At 65.5% G+C, this 18,650-nt stretch carries 18 protein-coding genes; 15 read left to right on the forward strand and 3 right to left on the reverse strand.

Going from position 1 to position 18,650, the window contains the following annotated elements:
- Positions 1 to 155 precede the first annotated feature (155 nt).
- The 5 genes from ASE52_RS23645 to ASE52_RS23665 all read left to right on the forward strand — a co-directional run bounded on the left by ASE52_RS23645 (position 156) and on the right by ASE52_RS23665 (position 6,536).
- Entirely contained in the window at positions 156 to 1,310 is a 1,155-nt protein-coding gene (locus ASE52_RS23645) for an EscU/YscU/HrcU family type III secretion system export apparatus switch protein (RefSeq protein ID WP_010466080.1), read from the forward strand.
- Positions 1,307 to 3,388: a flagellar biosynthesis protein FlhA gene (gene flhA / locus ASE52_RS23650; RefSeq protein WP_010466082.1), complete on the forward strand. Its 2,082-nt coding sequence runs from the start codon at positions 1,307 to 1,309 to the stop codon at positions 3,386 to 3,388. The genes ASE52_RS23645 and flhA overlap by 4 nt, the downstream gene beginning before the upstream one ends.
- Positions 3,385 to 4,884 carry a flagellar biosynthesis protein FlhF gene (gene flhF, locus ASE52_RS23655; RefSeq protein ID WP_057229759.1) on the forward strand — a complete coding sequence of 500 codons (1,500 nt, stop codon included), beginning with the start codon at positions 3,385 to 3,387 and terminating at the stop codon, positions 4,882 to 4,884. The genes flhA and flhF overlap by 4 nt, the downstream gene beginning before the upstream one ends.
- The gene (locus ASE52_RS23660) at positions 4,877 to 5,674 is read left to right on the forward strand and encodes a hypothetical protein (RefSeq protein WP_010466086.1); all 798 of its coding nucleotides are present in this window, start codon (positions 4,877 to 4,879) and stop codon (positions 5,672 to 5,674) included. Before flhF ends, ASE52_RS23660 begins: the two co-directional genes overlap by 8 nt.
- Positions 5,675 to 5,819: 145 nt before the next feature.
- Positions 5,820 to 6,536, forward strand: coding sequence for an RNA polymerase sigma factor FliA (locus ASE52_RS23665; protein WP_010466088.1), 717 nt, complete (start codon positions 5,820 to 5,822; stop codon positions 6,534 to 6,536).
- A 281-nt stretch (positions 6,537 to 6,817) separates the two neighbouring features.
- On the opposite strand, the gene ASE52_RS23670 is transcribed toward ASE52_RS23665, so the two are convergent.
- From ASE52_RS23670 to flgA, 3 genes are all read right to left on the reverse strand, one after another.
- Entirely contained in the window at positions 6,818 to 7,192 is a 375-nt protein-coding gene (locus ASE52_RS23670) for a hypothetical protein (RefSeq protein WP_057229761.1), read from the reverse strand.
- Positions 7,193 to 7,240: 48 nt separating this feature from the next.
- Entirely contained in the window at positions 7,241 to 7,561 is a 321-nt protein-coding gene (gene flgM / locus ASE52_RS23675; protein ID WP_057229764.1) for a flagellar biosynthesis anti-sigma factor FlgM, read from the reverse strand.
- A 94-nt stretch (positions 7,562 to 7,655) separates the two neighbouring features.
- Positions 7,656 to 8,459 carry a flagellar basal body P-ring formation chaperone FlgA gene (flgA, locus tag ASE52_RS23680; RefSeq protein WP_241777093.1) on the reverse strand — a complete coding sequence of 268 codons (804 nt, stop codon included), beginning with the start codon at positions 8,457 to 8,459 and terminating at the stop codon, positions 7,656 to 7,658.
- Positions 8,460 to 8,671: 212 nt separating this feature from the next.
- Here flgA and flgB point away from each other — a divergent pair, with 212 nt between their 5' ends.
- From flgB to flgK, 10 genes are all read left to right on the forward strand, one after another.
- On the forward strand, positions 8,672 to 9,130 hold the full coding sequence (gene flgB, locus ASE52_RS23685; protein ID WP_057229766.1) for a flagellar basal body rod protein FlgB: 459 nt from the start codon (positions 8,672 to 8,674) through the stop codon (positions 9,128 to 9,130).
- Between the two features lie 36 nt (positions 9,131 to 9,166).
- Positions 9,167 to 9,571 (forward strand): flagellar basal body rod protein FlgC, encoded by a 405-nt coding sequence (gene flgC, locus ASE52_RS23690; RefSeq protein WP_010466097.1) that lies wholly within the window; start codon positions 9,167 to 9,169, stop codon positions 9,569 to 9,571.
- 18 nt (positions 9,572 to 9,589) lie between these two features.
- Positions 9,590 to 10,246, forward strand: coding sequence for a flagellar hook capping FlgD N-terminal domain-containing protein (locus ASE52_RS23695; RefSeq protein WP_057229767.1), 657 nt, complete (start codon positions 9,590 to 9,592; stop codon positions 10,244 to 10,246).
- Positions 10,247 to 10,288: 42 nt separating this feature from the next.
- Positions 10,289 to 11,569, forward strand: coding sequence for a flagellar hook protein FlgE (gene flgE / locus ASE52_RS23700; RefSeq protein WP_010466101.1), 1,281 nt, complete (start codon positions 10,289 to 10,291; stop codon positions 11,567 to 11,569).
- 179 nt (positions 11,570 to 11,748) lie between these two features.
- Positions 11,749 to 12,489: a flagellar basal-body rod protein FlgF gene (flgF, locus tag ASE52_RS23705; protein ID WP_057229769.1), complete on the forward strand. Its 741-nt coding sequence runs from the start codon at positions 11,749 to 11,751 to the stop codon at positions 12,487 to 12,489.
- Positions 12,490 to 12,526: 37 nt separating this feature from the next.
- Complete coding sequence (flgG, locus tag ASE52_RS23710; RefSeq protein ID WP_057229771.1) at positions 12,527 to 13,309, forward strand: flagellar basal-body rod protein FlgG; 783 nt, start codon at positions 12,527 to 12,529, stop codon at positions 13,307 to 13,309.
- 29 nt (positions 13,310 to 13,338) lie between these two features.
- Entirely contained in the window at positions 13,339 to 14,028 is a 690-nt protein-coding gene (locus ASE52_RS23715) for a flagellar basal body L-ring protein FlgH (protein WP_057229773.1), read from the forward strand.
- Positions 14,029 to 14,439: 411 nt separating this feature from the next.
- Positions 14,440 to 15,582 carry a flagellar basal body P-ring protein FlgI gene (locus ASE52_RS23720; RefSeq protein ID WP_057229775.1) on the forward strand — a complete coding sequence of 381 codons (1,143 nt, stop codon included), beginning with the start codon at positions 14,440 to 14,442 and terminating at the stop codon, positions 15,580 to 15,582.
- Between the two features lie 140 nt (positions 15,583 to 15,722).
- Positions 15,723 to 16,640, forward strand: coding sequence for a flagellar assembly peptidoglycan hydrolase FlgJ (gene flgJ / locus ASE52_RS23725; RefSeq protein ID WP_010466112.1), 918 nt, complete (start codon positions 15,723 to 15,725; stop codon positions 16,638 to 16,640).
- A 20-nt stretch (positions 16,641 to 16,660) separates the two neighbouring features.
- The gene (flgK, locus tag ASE52_RS23730; protein ID WP_010466114.1) at positions 16,661 to 18,637 is read left to right on the forward strand and encodes a flagellar hook-associated protein FlgK; all 1,977 of its coding nucleotides are present in this window, start codon (positions 16,661 to 16,663) and stop codon (positions 18,635 to 18,637) included.
- Positions 18,638 to 18,650 lie beyond the last annotated feature (13 nt).

Below are 18,650 nucleotides of genomic sequence, written 5' to 3' on the forward strand. Positions count from 1 at the left end.
AACCTCCTCCTGCATTGGGCTGTTGCCAGCGAGTGACCGTATGCGCGTGAAGCCGCTTCACGCCGCATCGAAAAGGGGGGGCTGCCACCTCTTTATCGGGCTTTAGATTTCCGGGTCGCTCACGACAATGGCATGACACCAGCCGTCATGCCATCATGGAATCCAGCCAAGAAAAAAGCCTACCCGCGTCAGAGCGCAAGCTGCAGAAGACGCGCGAAGACGGCCAGGGAGCGCGCTCACGCGATCTTTCCCACTTGGCAATCCTCGGTGCCGGGGCAGCCTGCCTTCTCGTGCTGGCCCCCCAACTGATGGACCATATGCAGCGGGCGATGAGCCAGCAGCTGGCGTTTGATGCCGCCACCGTGATGGCACCGGGCACCATGCTCAAGCGCTTGCAGGACATGATGTTGGTGGGCCTAGTGGCCAGCACGGTGTTTGCCCTTCTCACCAGCGCCGCCGCCCTGATCAGCGCCATTGGCGCGGGCGGCTGGATTCTGAGCCTCAAGCCGATCACCCCCCAATTCAACCGGCTCAACCCGATCTCGGGCGTGGCCAACCTTTTCTCCAAGCAGCAGATGGCCAATGTGGCCAAGATGGTGCTGATGACCGCGATCCTGAGCTATGTGGCCTGGAAGTTCATGGGCAACAGCATCGACACCGTGGCCATGCTGGTGCTGCAACCCTCCCCCATGGCCATCCGCCAGTTGGCGGACTGGCTCACGTCCGGCATGAGCCTGCTGCTGCTGGTGGTGTTTCTGGCGGCGCTGGTGGACGTGCCCCTGCAGGCTTACTTCTTCAAGGCGCGCCTGAAGATGTCGCACGAAGAAATCAAGCAAGAGCACAAGGAATCCGACGGCAACCCGCACACCAAGGGCCGCATCCGCCAAAAGCAGCGCGAGATTGCCGACCGTGCCAGCGTGGGCGCCGTTCCCAAGGCCGACTTCGTGGTCATGAACCCCACCCACTACGCCGTGGCGCTCAAGTACGACGAAAAGACCATGAGCGCCCCGCAAGTGATTTCGCGCGGCACCGACCTCATCGCGCTCAAGATCCGCGATGTCGCCAAGGAGCACAACGTGCCCGTGCTGCAGTCGCCCATGCTGGCCCGGGCGCTGTATGCCCATGCCGAGCTCGACCAGGCCATTCCCACCGCGCTCTACACCGCCGTGGCCCAGGTGCTGGCCTATGTCTACCGCTTGAAGGCCGCCCTGCGTGGAGAAGGCCACATGCCTGACGGCCTGGTGGAGCCGTTTGTGCCCCCTGAACTCGATCCGCTGAACCGCACTCCCGTGCAAGGCGCTGCCGTATGAACACCTCCGTAACGTCTCTTCGGCAATGGGCTGGCAGCAATGCAGGCGCCCTGCAGGGCCTGTCGGCGCCGCTGCTGGTGGTCGCCATTCTCGCGCTCATGGTGCTGCCGATCCCGCCGTGGCTGCTCGACGCATTCTTCACGCTGAACATCGCCGTGGCCCTGATGGTGATGATGGTGGCGGCCTACATGCTGCGCCCCCTGGATTTCGCGGCCTTCCCATCGGTGCTGCTGCTGACCACCCTGATGCGCCTGTCGCTGAACGTGGCCTCTACCCGGGTGGTGCTGCTGGAAGGCCACACGGGCCCGGGCGCCGCCGGTGCGGTGATCGAGGCCTTCGGCCACTTCCTGATCGGTGGCAACTTTGCTGTCGGGCTGATCGTGTTCGCGATCCTGGTGGTGATCAACTTTGTGGTGATCACCAAGGGCGCCGAGCGCATTGCCGAAGTGTCGGCCCGCTTCACGCTGGACGCCATGCCCGGCAAGCAGATGGCGGTGGATGCCGACCTGAACGCCGGGCTGATCGACGAGAAGGAAGCCAAGCGCCGCCGCGCCGAAGTGGCGGAAGAAGCGAACTTCTTCGGGTCCATGGACGGTGCCTCCAAGTTCGTGCGCGGCGATGCGGTCGCCGGCATCCTGATCCTCTTGATCAACATCATCGGTGGCTTTGCCATCGGTGTTTTGCAGCATGACCTCTCGGCCAAGCAGGCGGCCGACAGCTACATCCTGCTGGCCATTGGTGATGCGCTGGTGGCGCAGATCCCCGGCCTGCTGATTTCGGTAGCCGCCGCCATGGTGATCTCACGCGTGGGCAAGGACCACGACATGGGCCGCCAGATCGTGCAGCAGCTCTTCATGTCGCCCCGCGTGCTGGGCGTGACCGCTGGCATCCTGCTGCTGCTGGGCCTGATCCCGGGCATGCCCCACGTGGTGTTTCTGACCATGGGTGGCCTGCTCGCCTATGGCGCCTGGGTGCTGCACGAGCGCCAAAAGGTACCGCCCGAAGTCGAGGCCCCGCCCGCCCCCGTCAGCGATGGCGAAGCCACCTGGGACGATCTGCAGCCCGTGGACCTGCTTGGCCTGGAGCTGGGCTACCGCCTGATCAGCCTGGTGGACAAGAGCCGCCAGGGCGACCTGCTCACGCGCATCAAGGGCGTGCGCCGCAAGTTTGCGCAGGAAGTCGGCTTCCTGCCTCCGGCCGTCCACGTGCGTGACAACCTCGAATTGAAGCCCAGCGGCTACCGCATCACACTGCGTGGCGTGGTGGTGGGCGAAGGCGAAGCCTTCCCCGGCATGTTCCTGGCCATCAACCCGGGCGGCATCACCACGCCGCTGATTGGCACCCCCACCACAGACCCTGCTTTTGGACTCCCAGCACACTGGATCGACGACCGGCAGAAGGAAGCCGCACAAATGGCTGGTTTTACGGTCGTTGATTCCGAAACCGTGATGGCCACCCATTTGTCACACTTGATGCAAGTGCAAGCCGCCAAGCTCCTCAGTCGCACGGAAACGCAGCAACTGGTGGAACACGTGGCCAAGCTGGCTCCCAAGCTCATCGAAGAAGTGGTCCCCAAAATGGTCTCCATCGCAACGTTCCAGAAAGTCCTCCAGCTGCTGCTGGAAGAGTCTGTGCACATCCGCGATATCCGCACCATCATTGAAACGCTGGCCGAGCACGCCGGTGGCATCTCCGACCCGGTCGAGCTGGCCCGCCGCGTGCGCATCGCGCTGTCGCCCGCCATCGTGCAACAGATCTACGGCCCCACCCGCGAACTCAACGTCATCGCCATCGAACCCGGCCTCGAACGCCTGCTGGTACAGGCGCTGGGCAACACAGCCGGCCCCGCCCTGGACCCGGGCGTGGCCGACATCCTCACGCAAAAGGCCGCCGAGGTGGCCCTCAAGCAGGAAGAGATGGGCCTGCCCGCCTGCCTGCTGGTTCCCGACCAGATCCGCAACGCGATCTCCCGCCTGGTGCGCCGCGTGGCCCCCCGGCTGCAGGTGCTTGCGCACAGTGAAATCCCCGAGACCCACACCATCCGCATTGGGCCGATCCTTAGAGGTGCATCAGCATGAACATCAAACGCTTCCACGCTCCCACATCCCGGGAGGCTCTGGCCAAAGCGCGCATGGCCTTTGGCGACGGCACACTGATCCTGTCCAACCGACCCACGGCCAACGGCGTCGAAGTCGTGGCTACGGCCGAGGACACCCTGTCGGCCCTGGATGGCGGCGGCAGTGCCGGCTCTTCCAGCAACCCGCCCTTGCTGGCCCCCACACCGGCACGCAGCGCGCCCCTGCGCACAAGCCAGGCAGCCACGGCCAACACCCTGGGCCGCAACCCGGTGGAGGAAGACACCGAGCAGCTGGCGATGAGCACGCTGTCGTTCCAGGACTACGTGCGTGAGCGCATGCTGCGCCGCCGCCACGAGGCGCTCAATGGCCCTGCCGAACCACAAACCTTGTCGGAGCGCAGCCGCGACCAGGAGCCGGAACGTGAACGCATGCCCGCGCCCGCCGTGGTGCGCCACAACCCGCTGCGCACCATCCCCATGGACATCCCGCCCGAGCCGCCACGCCGCCGGCAGGAAGCCGCCAGCGCCAACCTGATCCAGTCGAACAACCAGCAAAGCGTGATGAACGAACTCCATGCGATGAAGGAGCTGATCGAAGACCGCTTCAACACACTGGCCTGGCTGGGCCAGGCGCGCCAGAATCCGATCCAGTCCAATCTCATGCTCAAGATGATCCGCGCGGGCTATTCGCCCTCGCTGGCCCGCGCCGTGCTGGAACGCATGCCCGAAGAGCTGTCGGCCGCAGAGTCGGTGCGCTGGTTGATGGAAGTGCTGGAGCGCAATCTCAAGACCGACTTGGTCGAACCTCCGCTGTACGAGCAAGGCGGCATCTTCGCGATGGTGGGCTCCACCGGTGTGGGCAAGACCACCACCACGGCCAAGCTGGCCGCACTGTGCGCACGCATCCACGGCCCCGGCAGCGTGGGCCTGATCACGCTCGACACCTACCGCGTCGGCGCACACGAGCAGCTGCGCACCTATGGCCGCATGCTGGGCATCGTGGCCCATCTGGCGCACGACCGCGCCGCGCTGCAGGACCTGCTGGGCCTGCTCAGCGGCAAGAAGATGGTGCTGATCGACACCACGGGCGTTGCCCCGCGCGACCCGCGCAAGCGCGACATGCTCGACGTGCTGGACCTGCCCCACGTCAATCGCCTGCTGGTGCTCAATGCGGGCTGCCATGGTGACACGCTCGATGACGTGCTTACTGCCTTCAAGACCGAGGGCTCCCAGCAAGCCATCCTGTCCAAGGTGGACGAAGCCGTGAAACTCGGCCCCGCCATCGACGCACTGATCCGCCACCAGATGGTGCTGCGCGGCGTGACCAACGGCCAGCGCGTGCCGGAAGACTGGGAGCGCGCCGATGCACACAAGCTCATCAGCACCTCCATGCGCGCGCCCGCCAAATCGGCCTTTGATCCCAAGGCGACCGACCTGAACTTCTTCTTCTCGCATTCGCCTGACACCATGAACGAGCGAGGGCTGGTCGATGCTTGATATCGGCTTTCACCAGGCGGCCGGCCTGCACAGCTTCACCCCGCAGTCTGAATTGCGGGTGGTGGCGGTCGCCAGCCAGGACAACGCAGGCACCGGGCTGGAGACGCTGTGGCAGATCTGCGCGAGCCTGCAGCGCCTGGGCTACCCGGTGGTGGTGCTTGACGGCACCGCCCAGGAGACGGACGACTGCCCGGGGCTGCTGCACCTATTGCAACAGGCACCGTGGAACGAGGGCGTCAGCCTCAACATGGGGGCGATGGCATCGTCACTGGCGGTGATTCCGGCGGCGAAGGGCCTTTTGCGCATCAGCCGGGAGGCCAGCCGCAATGAAACGGCGCCGCTGCCCGGCCTGCTGCCCTATTTTCGGACGTACGGACTGATCGTGCTGCACGCGCCTGCGGCCACACTCGGACCGCTGCTGACGCACACGTCCACCATACCGCTGGTGGTGATGGGTGACGGCTCGGCAGGTGTGCTCACCAGTTACAAGAGCCTCAAGCAAATCGCACAGCACACCACCCTGCCCTGCATGGTGGCGGCCTTGCTGCATGGCAACACCGCGGCCGAACGGCGCAAGACGCAACACGCACTGCTGACCCTGCAGGACTGCGCCGAGCGCCACCTGGGTGGCCCGGTGCGCACGACCACCATCGCCACGCAGAACCCCCAGGACCTCCAGCGCCTGGCCTTGCAACTGCTGGAAAATGCGGGCACTATCAGTGAATCGCTGACGGCCCTGCCGCCTTGCAACATGACAGAAATGCCTGCGCATTTCGTCCGGAGCCATTGACCAGCGTACCAGAGCGTGTGATGTACTTGTTTAACCCCATGCCGTTGCTGGCCGCCGCATGCGGCGTTCAGGCCCTGGCACATGCGGGGCTAGGCCAAACCGGCCTGCCCGGCGGCTTTGCAGGCACTTGAAGGTGGATAACACGATGTACACCGCCAAAGGCCAGCTCGATCGTGATGCGCTGATCCGCCAGCACGTCCCGCTGGTGCGAAGGATTGCGCACCACATGATCGCCAAGCTGCCCCCCAATGTGGAGCTGGACGATTTGATCCAGGTCGGCATGATGGGCCTGGCGGATGCCCTGTCGCGCTACGAAGTCGCCCAGGGCGTGCAGTTCGAGACCTTTGCCACCCAGCGCATCCGCGGCGCCATGCTCGACGAGTTGCGCGAGGGGGACTGGATGTCACGCAGTTCTCGCAAGAGCCAGAAAGACATCGAGCACGCAGTGCGCCGGATGGAACAAAAGCTGGGCCGCAGCCCCCTGGAGTCTGAAATCGCCAGTGAGATGGGCATGAGCCTGCCCGACTACCAGAACCTGCTGGGCAAGGTCCGGGGCACACAACTCGTGTACCTGGAAGACATGACCCATGGCAACGACGACGACGATGGTTTCCTCGACCGCCACGTTGCCGATGGCGATGCCGACCCGATGGAAATGCTGCGCGACCAGCGGCTCAAGATGTCGCTGGTGAATGCCATCAAGACCCTGCCCGAGCGTGAGCAGCACATCATGGGCATGTACTACGAGCACGACATGAATCTCAAGGAGATCGCAGCCGTGCTGGGGGTTACCGAGTCACGGGTGTGCCAGCTGCACAGCCAGTCGATCGCCCGGCTGCGCGCCAAGATGCGCGCGCATTAGCTCCCCCTGAGGCCATGACTCCCCCGAGTCGCCTGCGGCGCCTCCCCCCTGAGGGGGACGCCACCCCTGGACTGGCGAAGCCAGATCCACGGTGGCACTGGTATTGGGCTGCGACCGTTTCGACGGCCATTGCGCTCGGCCGAACTCCGACGTACTGAACCCGGTTTGCTATCGATGGGATAGCTGCTCGCGCTTGACTAGCGTCGGATCAAACCGGTTTGACCATTCAAACACAGGTATCTCAAGCGCTGGCAGCTATCTTTTTTGAGTTGCGACTCGACTCAGCCCGCCGACTTGTAGATCCGTGCCACGCCGGGCTTGCCGGGCTGGGCGCCGCGGCCGTCGCCATAGGTGGCGGGGGAGCCGGCCTGGGGCAGCAGGCTGGCAACCTGGCGGTCGGCGTTGGCGGACAGGCGGGCGAGGCCCTCGCGGTGGTTGGCCAGCATGCCGTGGATAGCATCCACCCGCTTTTGCAACTGCACCGGCAAAGGCAGGCCTCTGGCCGCCGTCTGCTCCAGAATGCGCGCGAACTGAGCCGCTGCATCCCGCAGGGCCGTGCTGTTCTTTTCCAGGGATTGGGGATCTGCCGCGAGAAGGGCGGCGGAGACTTTTTCGATCAGCTGTTCAACAGCCGAGAGGGATTCTTCCAGCGACATGGCGCATTGTGCGTTCTATGGCACCCGCCTGCCAAGTGAGTTGACGAATCAGCCGCGGGAGCGGGCCAGGATTTCCTGGGCGTTGGAGAGCATCTTGTCGGCGATGGCCTCGGCATCTACCGAAAAGGTGCCTTTTTCGATGGCCGACCGCACAGCCTTGACCTTGCTGGCATCAAAATCACCGGTGGAACGGGCCGTCTGGTCCAGTGCACGGGCAGCAGTGGAGACCGTGACGGGCACACCGGCGGTTGACACAGCCGCAGCGTCTTTGACGGCTCCTTCAGCAGCGCTGGCAGGACTTTTGGCTTGTTTGGCAAGCCCCGTCTGCGCCAAGGCGCCCGGGAGTTCCGGTTTTTGACCAATCTTCATCGCTCTCTCCACCACCCCGTTGGATGTGGGGCATCAGTAGCAATGTTTTCGACCCATTTGGCCCGGACTTTAGCCATTTATCGCGGCAGCGTCATCAAAGAGCTACGACCACAGTTCCATTTTCATTGACAGTACCACTAACCATTCGACCATTGTCCATGCGGATGCGAACAATCTGCCCCGCAGCGCCTGCAGACATGGCCTGCCCCGCCGACGTCACCGCATAGCCAGGCCCCTGGGCAACCACCTTGACCTGGGCACCTGCGCGGAAGAGTTGAGGGGGCCGCACCATGGTCTGGCGCAATGCCTGGCCCGCCACCAGCTGGCGCGCGGCCACCTGTCCCACCCACATGTCCGGGTTGGCCATGACCGCCGCCGACTCTTCAGCCCAATCCACTTCGGCTTCCGTGGCGTCGTTGGCGGTGAGGACGGCCCCCGAGGCCACCGGGCCGGTCAACACCCAGGCTGGGCCAAAGGCCTTGACGGTCACAGGAAGGTACACATTCCAGGCGGTCTGGCCCTCTACGCAGCGCAGCCCCAGGCGGGTGCGCCCCCACAGGCGGGCGCCCGCTGGCAGATACGGCTCGACCCGCGCACAGGGCGCAAGCCGCAAACGGGAGTCGAGTGAGCCAACACTCACTTCCATGCGCAACGGCAACCCGGAAGCCTGATTGCGCGACATCGCGTCATTCAGCCAGCGCTGGGTCAAAGGCCCCAGGTCGGTGCTGGGGTCGGCTGCAGCCTGGGCCAATGCGGCCCCACTGCCGCCGACAACCGTTGCCAGCCCCAGCACCACCGCCAGAGCGTGGCGCACCGCAGCGCGCCGCTGCCCGGCCGCGGCCAGGGCGCCAGAGCGCACCAAACGGGAAATGAAGGGGGAAACGAAGATCGCTGGCATGGGGCCTCCTGGGCATCGCAGGTCTTCCCGCGCTGGCGGCAAAGACTATTTCACGACTGGAACTATAGGCACACGGGCCCTGCGCAAAACCCGAAACTGCGCGCCCATTTCCGCGTTCTTCGCGCTTTAGAAAAAAACGGCGGCTTTCACAATCGAACCACGCCGGAAACCCCCAAACCGGCCCCTATTGCAACCCAGGGTGTGAGGCAACCATGCTTGACAAGATGACCAACCGGCTGGACTTCCACGGCAACGCGCTGCTGCTGCGTGCCGAGCGCCAGCGTGCCATCGCCAGCAACATCGCCAACGCCGACACCCCTGGCTACGTGGCTCGCGATTTCAGCTTTGGCGATGCGATGCGCGAAGCCACAGGCTCTGGATCTGGTGTGACCCGCCTCGCCACAGGGGGCTCCGTGGGCACTGCGGGCAACTTGGGGGCCAAGGGCGCCACAGACCCCCGCCACATTCCTCTGCCCGCCGCCAGCACAGGCACCGGCGCACCCGGTGCGCTGGGCTACTCCGTGCAGGCACAGCCCAGCCTGGACAACAACACGGTGGACCTGGACCGGGAACGCGCCAATTTTGTGGACAACGCGGTGCGCTACGAAGCCACGCTGCGTTTCATCAACGGCAACGCCAAAACCATGCTCAGCGCGATCCAGGGCCAATAAGCCACCCGCATTGCAGCGCAGAAAGCGAGTCTCCCCATGTCCATGTTCTCCATCTTCAATGTGTCGGGCAGCGCCGTCAGCGCGCAGTCGCAGCGGCTCAACGTGGTGGCCAGCAACCTGGCCAACGTCGATGCGGTGGCCGGCCCCGATGGCAAGGCTTACAAGGCCCGCCAGGTGGTCTTCCAGACCGCCCCCATGGGCGCAGACAGCTCGGCCGGTGTGCGCGTGAGCTCCATCAGCGAAAGCAACACGCCCGGCCGCCGCGTGCACGACCCCAGCCACCCGTCGGCCGACGAACAGGGCTATGTGACGCACTCCAACGTCAATGCCGTGGAGGAGATGGTCAACATGATCTCCGCCTCGCGCTCGTACCAGAACAACGTCGAGGTCATGAACACGGCCAAGTCGCTGCTCCTCAAGACCCTGCAGATGGGCCAGTAATTTCCGGGAGACCCCACCATGATTCTTAGTGCCACCAACGCCCCCTCCGTGACCGACGCAACCGGCACGAAGGCCAACACCGCCGCCACCGACCCGGCGGCCGCGCAGGACCGCTTCCTGAAACTGCTGGTTGCACAGCTGAACAACCAGGACCCGATGAATCCGCTGGACAACGCCCAGATGACCTCGCAGATTGCGCAGATCAACACGGTGACGGGCATTCAGCAGCTCAACCAGACGATGGAGAGCATGTCGGCGCAGTTCAACTCGCTGCAGGTCATGCAGGGAACGGCCCTGATTGGCCGCAACGTGATGACCGAAGGCTCCACGCTGGCCGTGGCCGACAAGGCCGGCAAGGGCGGCTTTGAGCTGGGCTCGGCCGCCACCAAGGTGAAGGTCGAGGTCATGACCGCTGGCGGCCAGGTGATCGAGACCATGGACCTGGGCGCCAAGGCCGCAGGGCGCCACACCTTCGAGTGGGATGCCAGCAAGTACACCGGCTCCACCGAGGGGCTGCAGTTCCGCGTCAGTGCCGTCAATGGTTCGACCAAGATCGACAGCACGTCGCTGGCCCTGTCCAAGGTGACGGCCGCAGGTGCCGAAGACGGCCAGCTGGTGCTGACCCTGGCCAACGGCAAAACCATCAACTACAGCCAGATCAAGGCCCTGGTCTAACCCCCCGGCCGATTCAGTGACCGCCCCCATCAGGAGAACACCATGAGTTTTCAGCAAGGCCTCTCTGGCTTGAACGCCGCCAGCAAGAACCTCGACGTCATCGGGCACAACATTGCCAACTCCAACACCGTCGGGTTCAAGGCCTCGCGGGCAGAATTCGCCGAAATGGTGGCTTCGGCCATCGGCTCGGCGGGTGGCACCAATGCCGGCATCGGCGTCGAAGTGGGCGCTGTCTCCCAGCAGTTCACCCAGGGAAATCTCACGATCACCGGCAACAGCCTGGATGTCGCCATCAACGGCAACGGCTTCTTCACGCTCACGCTGCCCGATGGCACGCCCGCCTACACCCGCTCCGGCAACTTCAAGCTGGACAAGGAGGGCAACATGATCACCAACGACAACGCGAACGTGATGGGGTACCCCGTGGACCCGGTCACCGGGCTGCGTTCGGGCACGGACCCCATCCCGATGGTGTTCCCCACCTCCGAGCCCATCCCCGCCAAGCAGACCACGACGGTCACTGCCGCCTTCAACCTGCCCGCCACGGCCACCGACGCGGCCGGCGACCCTGCCGCGACACCCCCGATCCCGGCCACGCCACGCGCCACCTATGGCACGTCCATCAACGTGTTCGACAGCCAGGGCGTGGCCAAGCCGGTGAGCCTGTACTTCCAGAAGACCGCCACCGACAACACCTGGGACGTGTACGACGCACTCGACGACCCGACGGCGGTGCCCCCAGTGGTGGCTGCACCCATCGGGCAGATCACGTTTGACAACAATGGCGCCATCACCGGCCCGGTGGCCACGCCACCCGCCACGGGCTTCGCGCTCACGCTGAACGTGAACCCGACCCCGCCCAACCCCAACAACCTGCCCGCCTTTGATGTGGCGGTGAGCCTGGACGATGTTTCCCAGAGCGGCAACAAGTTCTCGGTCTCGAACCTGAGCCAGGACGGCTACACCACGGGCGAGCTCACCGGCATCAACATCGAGAACAACGGGATGATCATGACCCGTTACTCCAACGGCGTGACCCGCGCGGAAGGCCAGCTTGCGCTGTCGAGCTTCCGCAACACGCAGGGCCTGGCAGCGGTGGGCAGCAACAATTGGGTGGCCACCTTTGAATCCGGCCAACCCGTAGCAGGCACGGCTACGGACGGCAACTTTGGATCACTCCGCTCGGGCGCGCTGGAAGACTCCAACGTGGACCTGACCGCCGAGCTGGTGAACATGATGACCGCGCAGCGCGCCTACCAGGCCAACGCCCAGACGATCAAGACGCAAGACCAGGTGATGTCCACCCTGGTGAACTTGAGATGAAACACCCCCTGAGTCGCTTCGCGCCTTCCCCCTCTCTCTGCGCGCTGCGCGCTCCGGGAGGGGGACGCAGCCAGCGCGGCGGGGCGGCCCTTGCGCGGCTGCCCGCGCCTGGGCCGCGCCGGTTGCACACGCTGCGCACGGCACGCAGCACTGCAGGGTACTGAAAGGAACATCGCACCATGGACCGCATCATTTACACCGCGATGACGGGCGCCAACGCGGCCGCCCACCGGCAGGCCGTGTTGTCCAACAACCTCGCCAACGCCTCCACCCAGGGGTTTCGCGCGGAGATGTCCACCTTCCGCTCCGTGCCCATCCAGGGCGATGGCTCCAAGACCCGCGTTTTTGCGCTGGAGGCCACCTCGGGCCACGTGAGCACGCCCGGCCCCGTGCAGCGCACCGGCCGCAACCTCGACGCCATGGCCGTGGGCAATGCCTGGTTTGCCGTACAGGGCCTGGATGGCACCGAGGCCTACACCCGCGCAGGCACCTTCGAGGTGTCGGCCACGGGCCAGCTGCTCACCCCCACCGGGCTGCCGGTGCTGTCCGATGGCGGCGCGCCCATTGATGTTCCCCCGGGCGCCGAGGTCACACTGGGCTCGGACGGCACGGTCACCGCCAAGGCGGCAGGCCAGCCCGCGCAGGCCATTGGCCGCCTCAAGCTGGCCACCCCCACACTGGAAGACCCGCTCAAGCGTGGCGACGACGGCCTGTTTCGCGCTGCGTCGGGGGACCCGATCCCGGGCGACGCCAACGCCCGCATGCTGGCCGGGGCGGTGGAAGGCTCGAACGTGAACCCGGTCGAAAGCATGGTCGGGATGATTGCCGCATCGCGCCAGTTCGAGCAGCAGATGCGCCTGCTGCAGTCCGCCGAAACCAACGACAAGACCGCCAGCCAGCTGCTGAGCATGAACGGCTGAGGTCGCGCCCCACGCCGCCACGCCAAAAGGAAGCACCATGATCAACTCCCTCTGGATCGCCAAGACCGGCATGTCTGCCCAGCAGACCCAGCTCGACGTCATCTCGCACAACCTGGCCAACGTCTCCACCACCGGCTACAAGCGCAACAACGCGGTGTTCGAAGACCTGATCTACCAGAACCTGCGCCAGGTGGGCGCCAACACCACCGAGCAGAACCAGTTGCCCACGGGTTTGCATCTGGGCCTGGGGGTGCGCACCGTGGCCACCAGCCGCAACTTCGTGCAGGGCAGCCTGCAGGAATCCAAGAACAACCTGGACGTGGCCATCAACGGCAACGGCTTCTTTGAAGTGACCATGCCCGACGGCACGCTGGGCTACACCCGCGACGGCTCCTTCCAGGTCGATGCGCAAGGCCGCATGGTCACCTCCAGCGGCCTGCCGGTGGCCAATGGCATCACCGTGCCCGCCAACGCCACGAGCGTGACGATCAGCGCCGACGGCGTGGTCTCGGCCACCGTGCAGGGCAACACCCAGCCGCAGCCGCTCGGTAATCTGGCGATGTCGGCCTTCATCAACCCGGCGGGCCTGGAGCCCATCGGCCAGAACCTTTTCAAGGAATCGGCCGCCTCGGGACAGCCCCAGCAGGGCACGCCCGGCACCAACGGGCTGGGCATCCTGAAGCAGGGCTTTCTGGAAGCCTCGAACGTGAACGTGGTGGAAGAGCTGGTCACCATGATCCAGGCCCAGCGCGCCTACGAAATGAATTCCAAGGCCATCCAGACCTCGGACCAGATGCTGGCCAAGCTCAGCCAGCTGTGATGACAAAGATGACGACAGGAGCATTTGCCATGCTGCAGTTCACCCGCTTTTTTGCCCTTCCGCTCGCAGCCGGCGCGCTGCTGCTCACCGGTTGCGCCACCATGTCGCCGCCGCCGCCCGTGGACATCCTGCCCACCACGCCCCCGCCCATTGCCGCTGCGCCGCGCACGCCGCCGCCTGTCACAGGCGGGCTGTTTCACAACGCCAGCTACCGCCCGGCGTTTGAAGACCGCCGCGCCCGCCTGGTGGGCGACAACGTGACGGTGATGATTGTGGAGAACGTGACCGCGAGCCAGAAGTCCTCCTCCACGGTGGACCGCACGTCCGAAGCCTCGGCCGGCATCACCAACCTGCCCTTCGTCAAGCGCTCGCTCGCCGACCGCACCACCTTGGCTGCGGGTTCCGAGAACACCTTCTCCGGCAAGGGCGGCACCGAAAGCGCCAACACCTTCACCGGTTCCATCACCACCACGGTCGTCGATGTGCTGCCCAACGGCCACCTGGTCGTGACGGGCGAAAAGCAGATCGGCGTGAACCAGAACGTGGACGTGCTGCGCTTCTCCGGCACCATCGATCCGCGCGCGCTGCAGCCCGGCAGCATCGTGAACTCCACCCAAGTGGCCAACGTGCGGGTCGAATCCCGCGGCCGCGGTGCACAAGGCGAAGCCCAGGCCATGGGCTGGATGGGCCGGTTCTTCAACACCATCACGCCGTTCTAGATTCCCCCCTGAGTCGCTGCGCGCCTTCCCCCCTGAGGGGGGACGCCACCCCCGGCCCGGCAAAGCCGGATCCGCGGTGGCGCTGGCCTTTGGCCGCGCCAGTTTCTACGGGTGTGGTTTTTGGATGCGCCGGGGGCACAGAGCCTGGGGTTTTGAGGCTTCGGGATGTCTGACCGTTGTGAAAATTCCTCGCCCCATTTTGCTACATAATTTAAAGCTACCAGCGCTTATCCATCAAGCGCTAGAGCCTATTTTTATTCATATTTTCCCCTGTAGCGCGGCTCCGGCGCCTGCCTGGCTTTCCGCGCACCACCGGCCGTTCCCCGCCCGCCCGGGAACCCACGCAATAGGCCGGTGAACCCGCTTCTTTTTGGGTTTTAGTTCCTGGCGGGGCCGCCCACAATCGGTGTCATGAAAGCCTTGTCCCCATCCCTCCTTCCGCGCTCTGCGCGCCTGCTGTGGCTGTTGCTGGCCCTTGCGGCCGCTGCTGCGGCGCTGCCCGCGCATGCGCTGCGCATCAAGGAAGTGGCGGCGGTGCAGGGCGTGCGCAGCAACCAGCTGACCGGCTACGGGTTGATCGTGGGCCTTGACGGCACGGGCGACCAGACCACGCAGATGCCCTACACCACGCAGGCGATGTCGAACTACCTGCAGCAGATGGGCATCAGCCTGCCCCCCGGCGCGGCCAACCAGCTGCAGCTCAAGAACGTGGCGGCAGTGATCGTCACGGCGCAGCTGCCTCCGTTTGCGCAGCCGGGCCAGATGATTGACATCAACGTCTCCTCCATGGGCAACGCCAAGTCGCTCAAGGGCGGCACGCTGATCGTCACGCCGCTGCGCGGCGCAGACGGCGAGATCTATGCGCTGGCCCAGGGCAATGTGGTGGTGGGCGGCGCCGGCGCTTCGGCCGGCGGCAGCAAGGTGCAGATCAACCACCTGAGCGCCGGCCGCGTTCCCCAAGGCGCGCAGGTCGAGCGCGCTGTGCCCACGCCGCTCAACGAAGGCGCCACCATCAACCTCGGGCTCAACGCCTCGGACTTCCAGACCGCGCGCCGCGTGGCCCAGGCCATCAACACCAAGCTGGGCAGCGGCCTGGCCACAGCGCTCGATGGCCGCACGGTGCAGGTGCGTGCCCCCATGGACCCCGGCGCCCGCGTAAGCTTCATTGCCGACCTGGAAGAGCTGGCGCTGGAGTCGTCCACGCCCGCGGCCAAGGTGGTCATCAACGCACGCACCGGCTCGGTGGTGCTCAATCAGGCAGTCACGCTCGGCCCGTGCGCAATTGCACATGGCAACCTGTCGATCACCATCAGCTCCACGCCCGTGATCAGCCAGCCCGCCCCGCTCTCGCAAGGGCAGACCGTGGTGGCGCAGCAAAGCGACATCCGCATCAACCAGGAGCCGGGCAACATCATCCAGATGCCGCCCTCGCCCCAGCTGGCGGACGTGGTGAAGGCGCTCAACACACTGGGCGCCACACCCCAAGACCTGCTGGCCATCCTGCAGGCCATCAAGGCCGCTGGCGCGCTCAACGCCGAGCTGGAAGTGATCTAAATGCTCCCCCTGAGTCGCTTCGCGCCTTCCCCCAAAGGGGGACACACCCGGTGGCCTGGCAAAGCCAGTTCCACGGGTGCACAGGCCTGGGCAGCGCCGAATTCACTGTCTGTGGGTAGCCCAGCGCAGGAGGCTTGACCATGGCCCTCACACTCCCTTCGTCCAGCACCACCAGCACGTCCAATGCGCTGGCGGTGGACATCCGCTCGCTCAACACGCTCAAGTACGACGCGGGCACGGCCAACAACGCCCAGACCACCCGCGAGGTGGCCAAGCAGTTCGAGTCGCTGTTCATGCGCGAGCTGATCAAGAGCATGCGCGACGCCACGATGAAATCCGGCCTCATGGAAGGCGAGCAGGCCAACCTGGGGCAGGACATGCTGGACCAGCAGCTGTCTGTCAGCATGTCCGGCCAGCAGGGCGGGCTTTCTGAAGCGATTGCGCGCCAGCTCTCGCGCCAGATGGGCGGTGCCGATGCGAACTTCTCCGTGCCTTCCACGCTGAGCCTGCCGCAGGCACTGCCGCGTGCAGCGGCACCGGCCACCGGCACCCCGGCTGAGGCGACGGCACCCGCACCCAAGGGGCGCGATGGATTTGTGCAGCACCTCTCCGGCACCGCCGAGCGCGTGGCCCAGGAGAGTGGCATTCCGGCGAGCTTCATGCTGGGCCAGGCCGGCCACGAAACTGGCTGGGGCAAGAGCGAGATCAAACACAAGGACGGCTCCAACTCGTTCAACCTGTTCGGCATCAAGGCCGGCAAGGGCTGGACGGGCAAGGTGGCCGAGATCACGACCACCGAATACATCAACGGCAAGGCCCAGAAGGTGACCGCCAAGTTCCGCGCCTACGACTCGTACGAGGACTCGTTCCGCGACTACGCCCGCCTCATCACTGAAAGCCCCCGCTACGAAAAGGCGCAGGCCACCGCCAAGAACGGTTCTGCCGTGGCCTATGCGGCCGAGCTGCAAAAGGCCGGATACGCCACCGACCCCGAGTACGCCCGAAAGCTCAGCGGCGCCATCAACAGCGCTTTGCGCGTACAGCGCGCCCAGGCGTGATGAGAAAGCCGAGGTAAGCCATGAGTCTTCTCAACGTCGGCGCCCGCGCCCTGCTGGCCAACCAGGTGGCCCTGCAGACGGCGGGCCACAACATCGCCAACGTCAATACGCCCGGCTATTCGCGCCAGACCGTGGTGCTGCAGACCGTGCAGGGCCAGTTCACGGGGGGTGGCTATATCGGCCAGGGTGTGGATGTGCAGACCATCCTGCGCAACCAGAGCGAGCTGCTCACGCGCCAGTCGGCCACGGCGGGCTCCGTGCAGTCGTCCGACATCGTGCGGGCCGAGCGCCTGCGCCAGCTGCAGGAGGTCTTCAGCGGCGGCACGGCCGGCCTGGGTGCCGCCATCAACGACATGATGAATGCGTTCTCGGACGTGGTGAGCGCCCCCACCGACATCACCGCACGCACCGTGGTGCTCACGCGCATGGACGAAACCGCGTCGCGCATGCGCTCGGCCGCCGACCGCATCAACGAGATCCAGTACACCGTCACCGAGCAGCTGCAAAGCAGCATCACCGCCGTCAACAGCCTGGCCGGACAGATGGCCAGTGTGAACGAGCAGATCGCGCGCGCCAAGGGCAATGGACAGACCCCGAATGACCTGTTGGACCAGCGCGACCAGATCATCCGCGACATCAACCAGTACGTGCAGACCACGCAAATCCCGGCCGACGACGGCACGGTGGGCCTGTTCGTGGCGGGCAGCCAGCCGCTGGTGCTGGGCACCACGGCGACCAGCCTCTCGGTAGACGATGCCACCGCCTTCCCCGGCAGCGGCCAGATCAAGCTGTTCTTCAACCGGCCCGGTGCACCGGCCGTGGAAATGGACGAGAACGTGCTCGGCGGGGGCTCGATGTCGGGCCTGCTGCGCTTCAACAACACCGATCTGGCCGAGGGACGCAACCTGCTGGGCCGCATGGCCATGGCCATCGGCATGACGATGAACGACCAGCACAACCTGGGCCTCACGCTCGACGGTGCGCTGGGCAAGGATCTGTTCGCGTTGCCCGCCAGCATGCCAGGCCACACCAACGGCGCGGGCGTGGGCACGGTGTCCTTCACCGGCCCCACGCAGTTCGCGGCGTCAGACTATGAAATCCGCTTCACCACCGGCACGGCCGGGCAGGTGGTGCGGCTGTCGGACGGCACCTCCACCCCGTTCACCGACGCGGCCAACCTGGCCACGCTGCAGATCGACGGCCTCAACTTCAACCTGACCACGCCCGGCAACCCGGGCGAGCGCATGCTGTTCAAGCCGTTCAGCACGGCGGCGGCCAACATCCAGTCGCTGGTGTATTCGCCACGCGATCTGGCAGCGGCCAACCCCATCAATGCGGCCATGGGCACCTCCAACGGCGGCACGATGCAGTTGGCCGGCCTCAAGGCCACCGGCCTGCCCAACCCGCCGGGGCTGGTACTTCCGCCCAATGCCAACCCCGCTGCACTGCCCCCCATCCTGGGCGGCATCCAGCTGCAGTTCACGGCCGGCCCGCCCACCACCTACGATGTGCTGGACCGCGGCACCGCACCGCCCACCACGATTGCCGCCGCACAGCCCTACACGCCCGGTACGCCCATTTCCATCAACGGGTGGGAGATCAAGCTGCAGGGCAGCCCCAACACGGGCGATACCGTGGTCATCGGCAATGCCTCGGACCCGCAGTACGGCGACATCTTCACGCGCAACTCCGGCAACGCCAACGCCCTCATGGGCCTGCGGGACGTGAAGATGTTCGATGAATCCACGCTCTCCGACGGCTATGCGGGCGCCATTTCCCAGGTGGGGACCCGCACCCAGAGCGCGCTGTTCGCGGCCGAGCTGTCCACCACCATCGCGTCCAATCTGGAGCGGGATCGCACTGCGATTTCCGGGGTCAATCTGGACGAAGAGGCAGCAAGGCTGATCCAATACCAGCAGGCGTACCAGGCATCGTCCAAAATGATCCAGATCGCGCAAAACATCTTTGACTCGCTGCTGCAAGGCCTCGGCCGCTGACGGCGGGACAGGA

It is taken from the genome of Acidovorax sp. Root275 (assembly GCF_001428965.1).
Taxonomy (GTDB): domain Bacteria; phylum Pseudomonadota; class Gammaproteobacteria; order Burkholderiales; family Burkholderiaceae_C; genus Acidovorax; species Acidovorax radicis.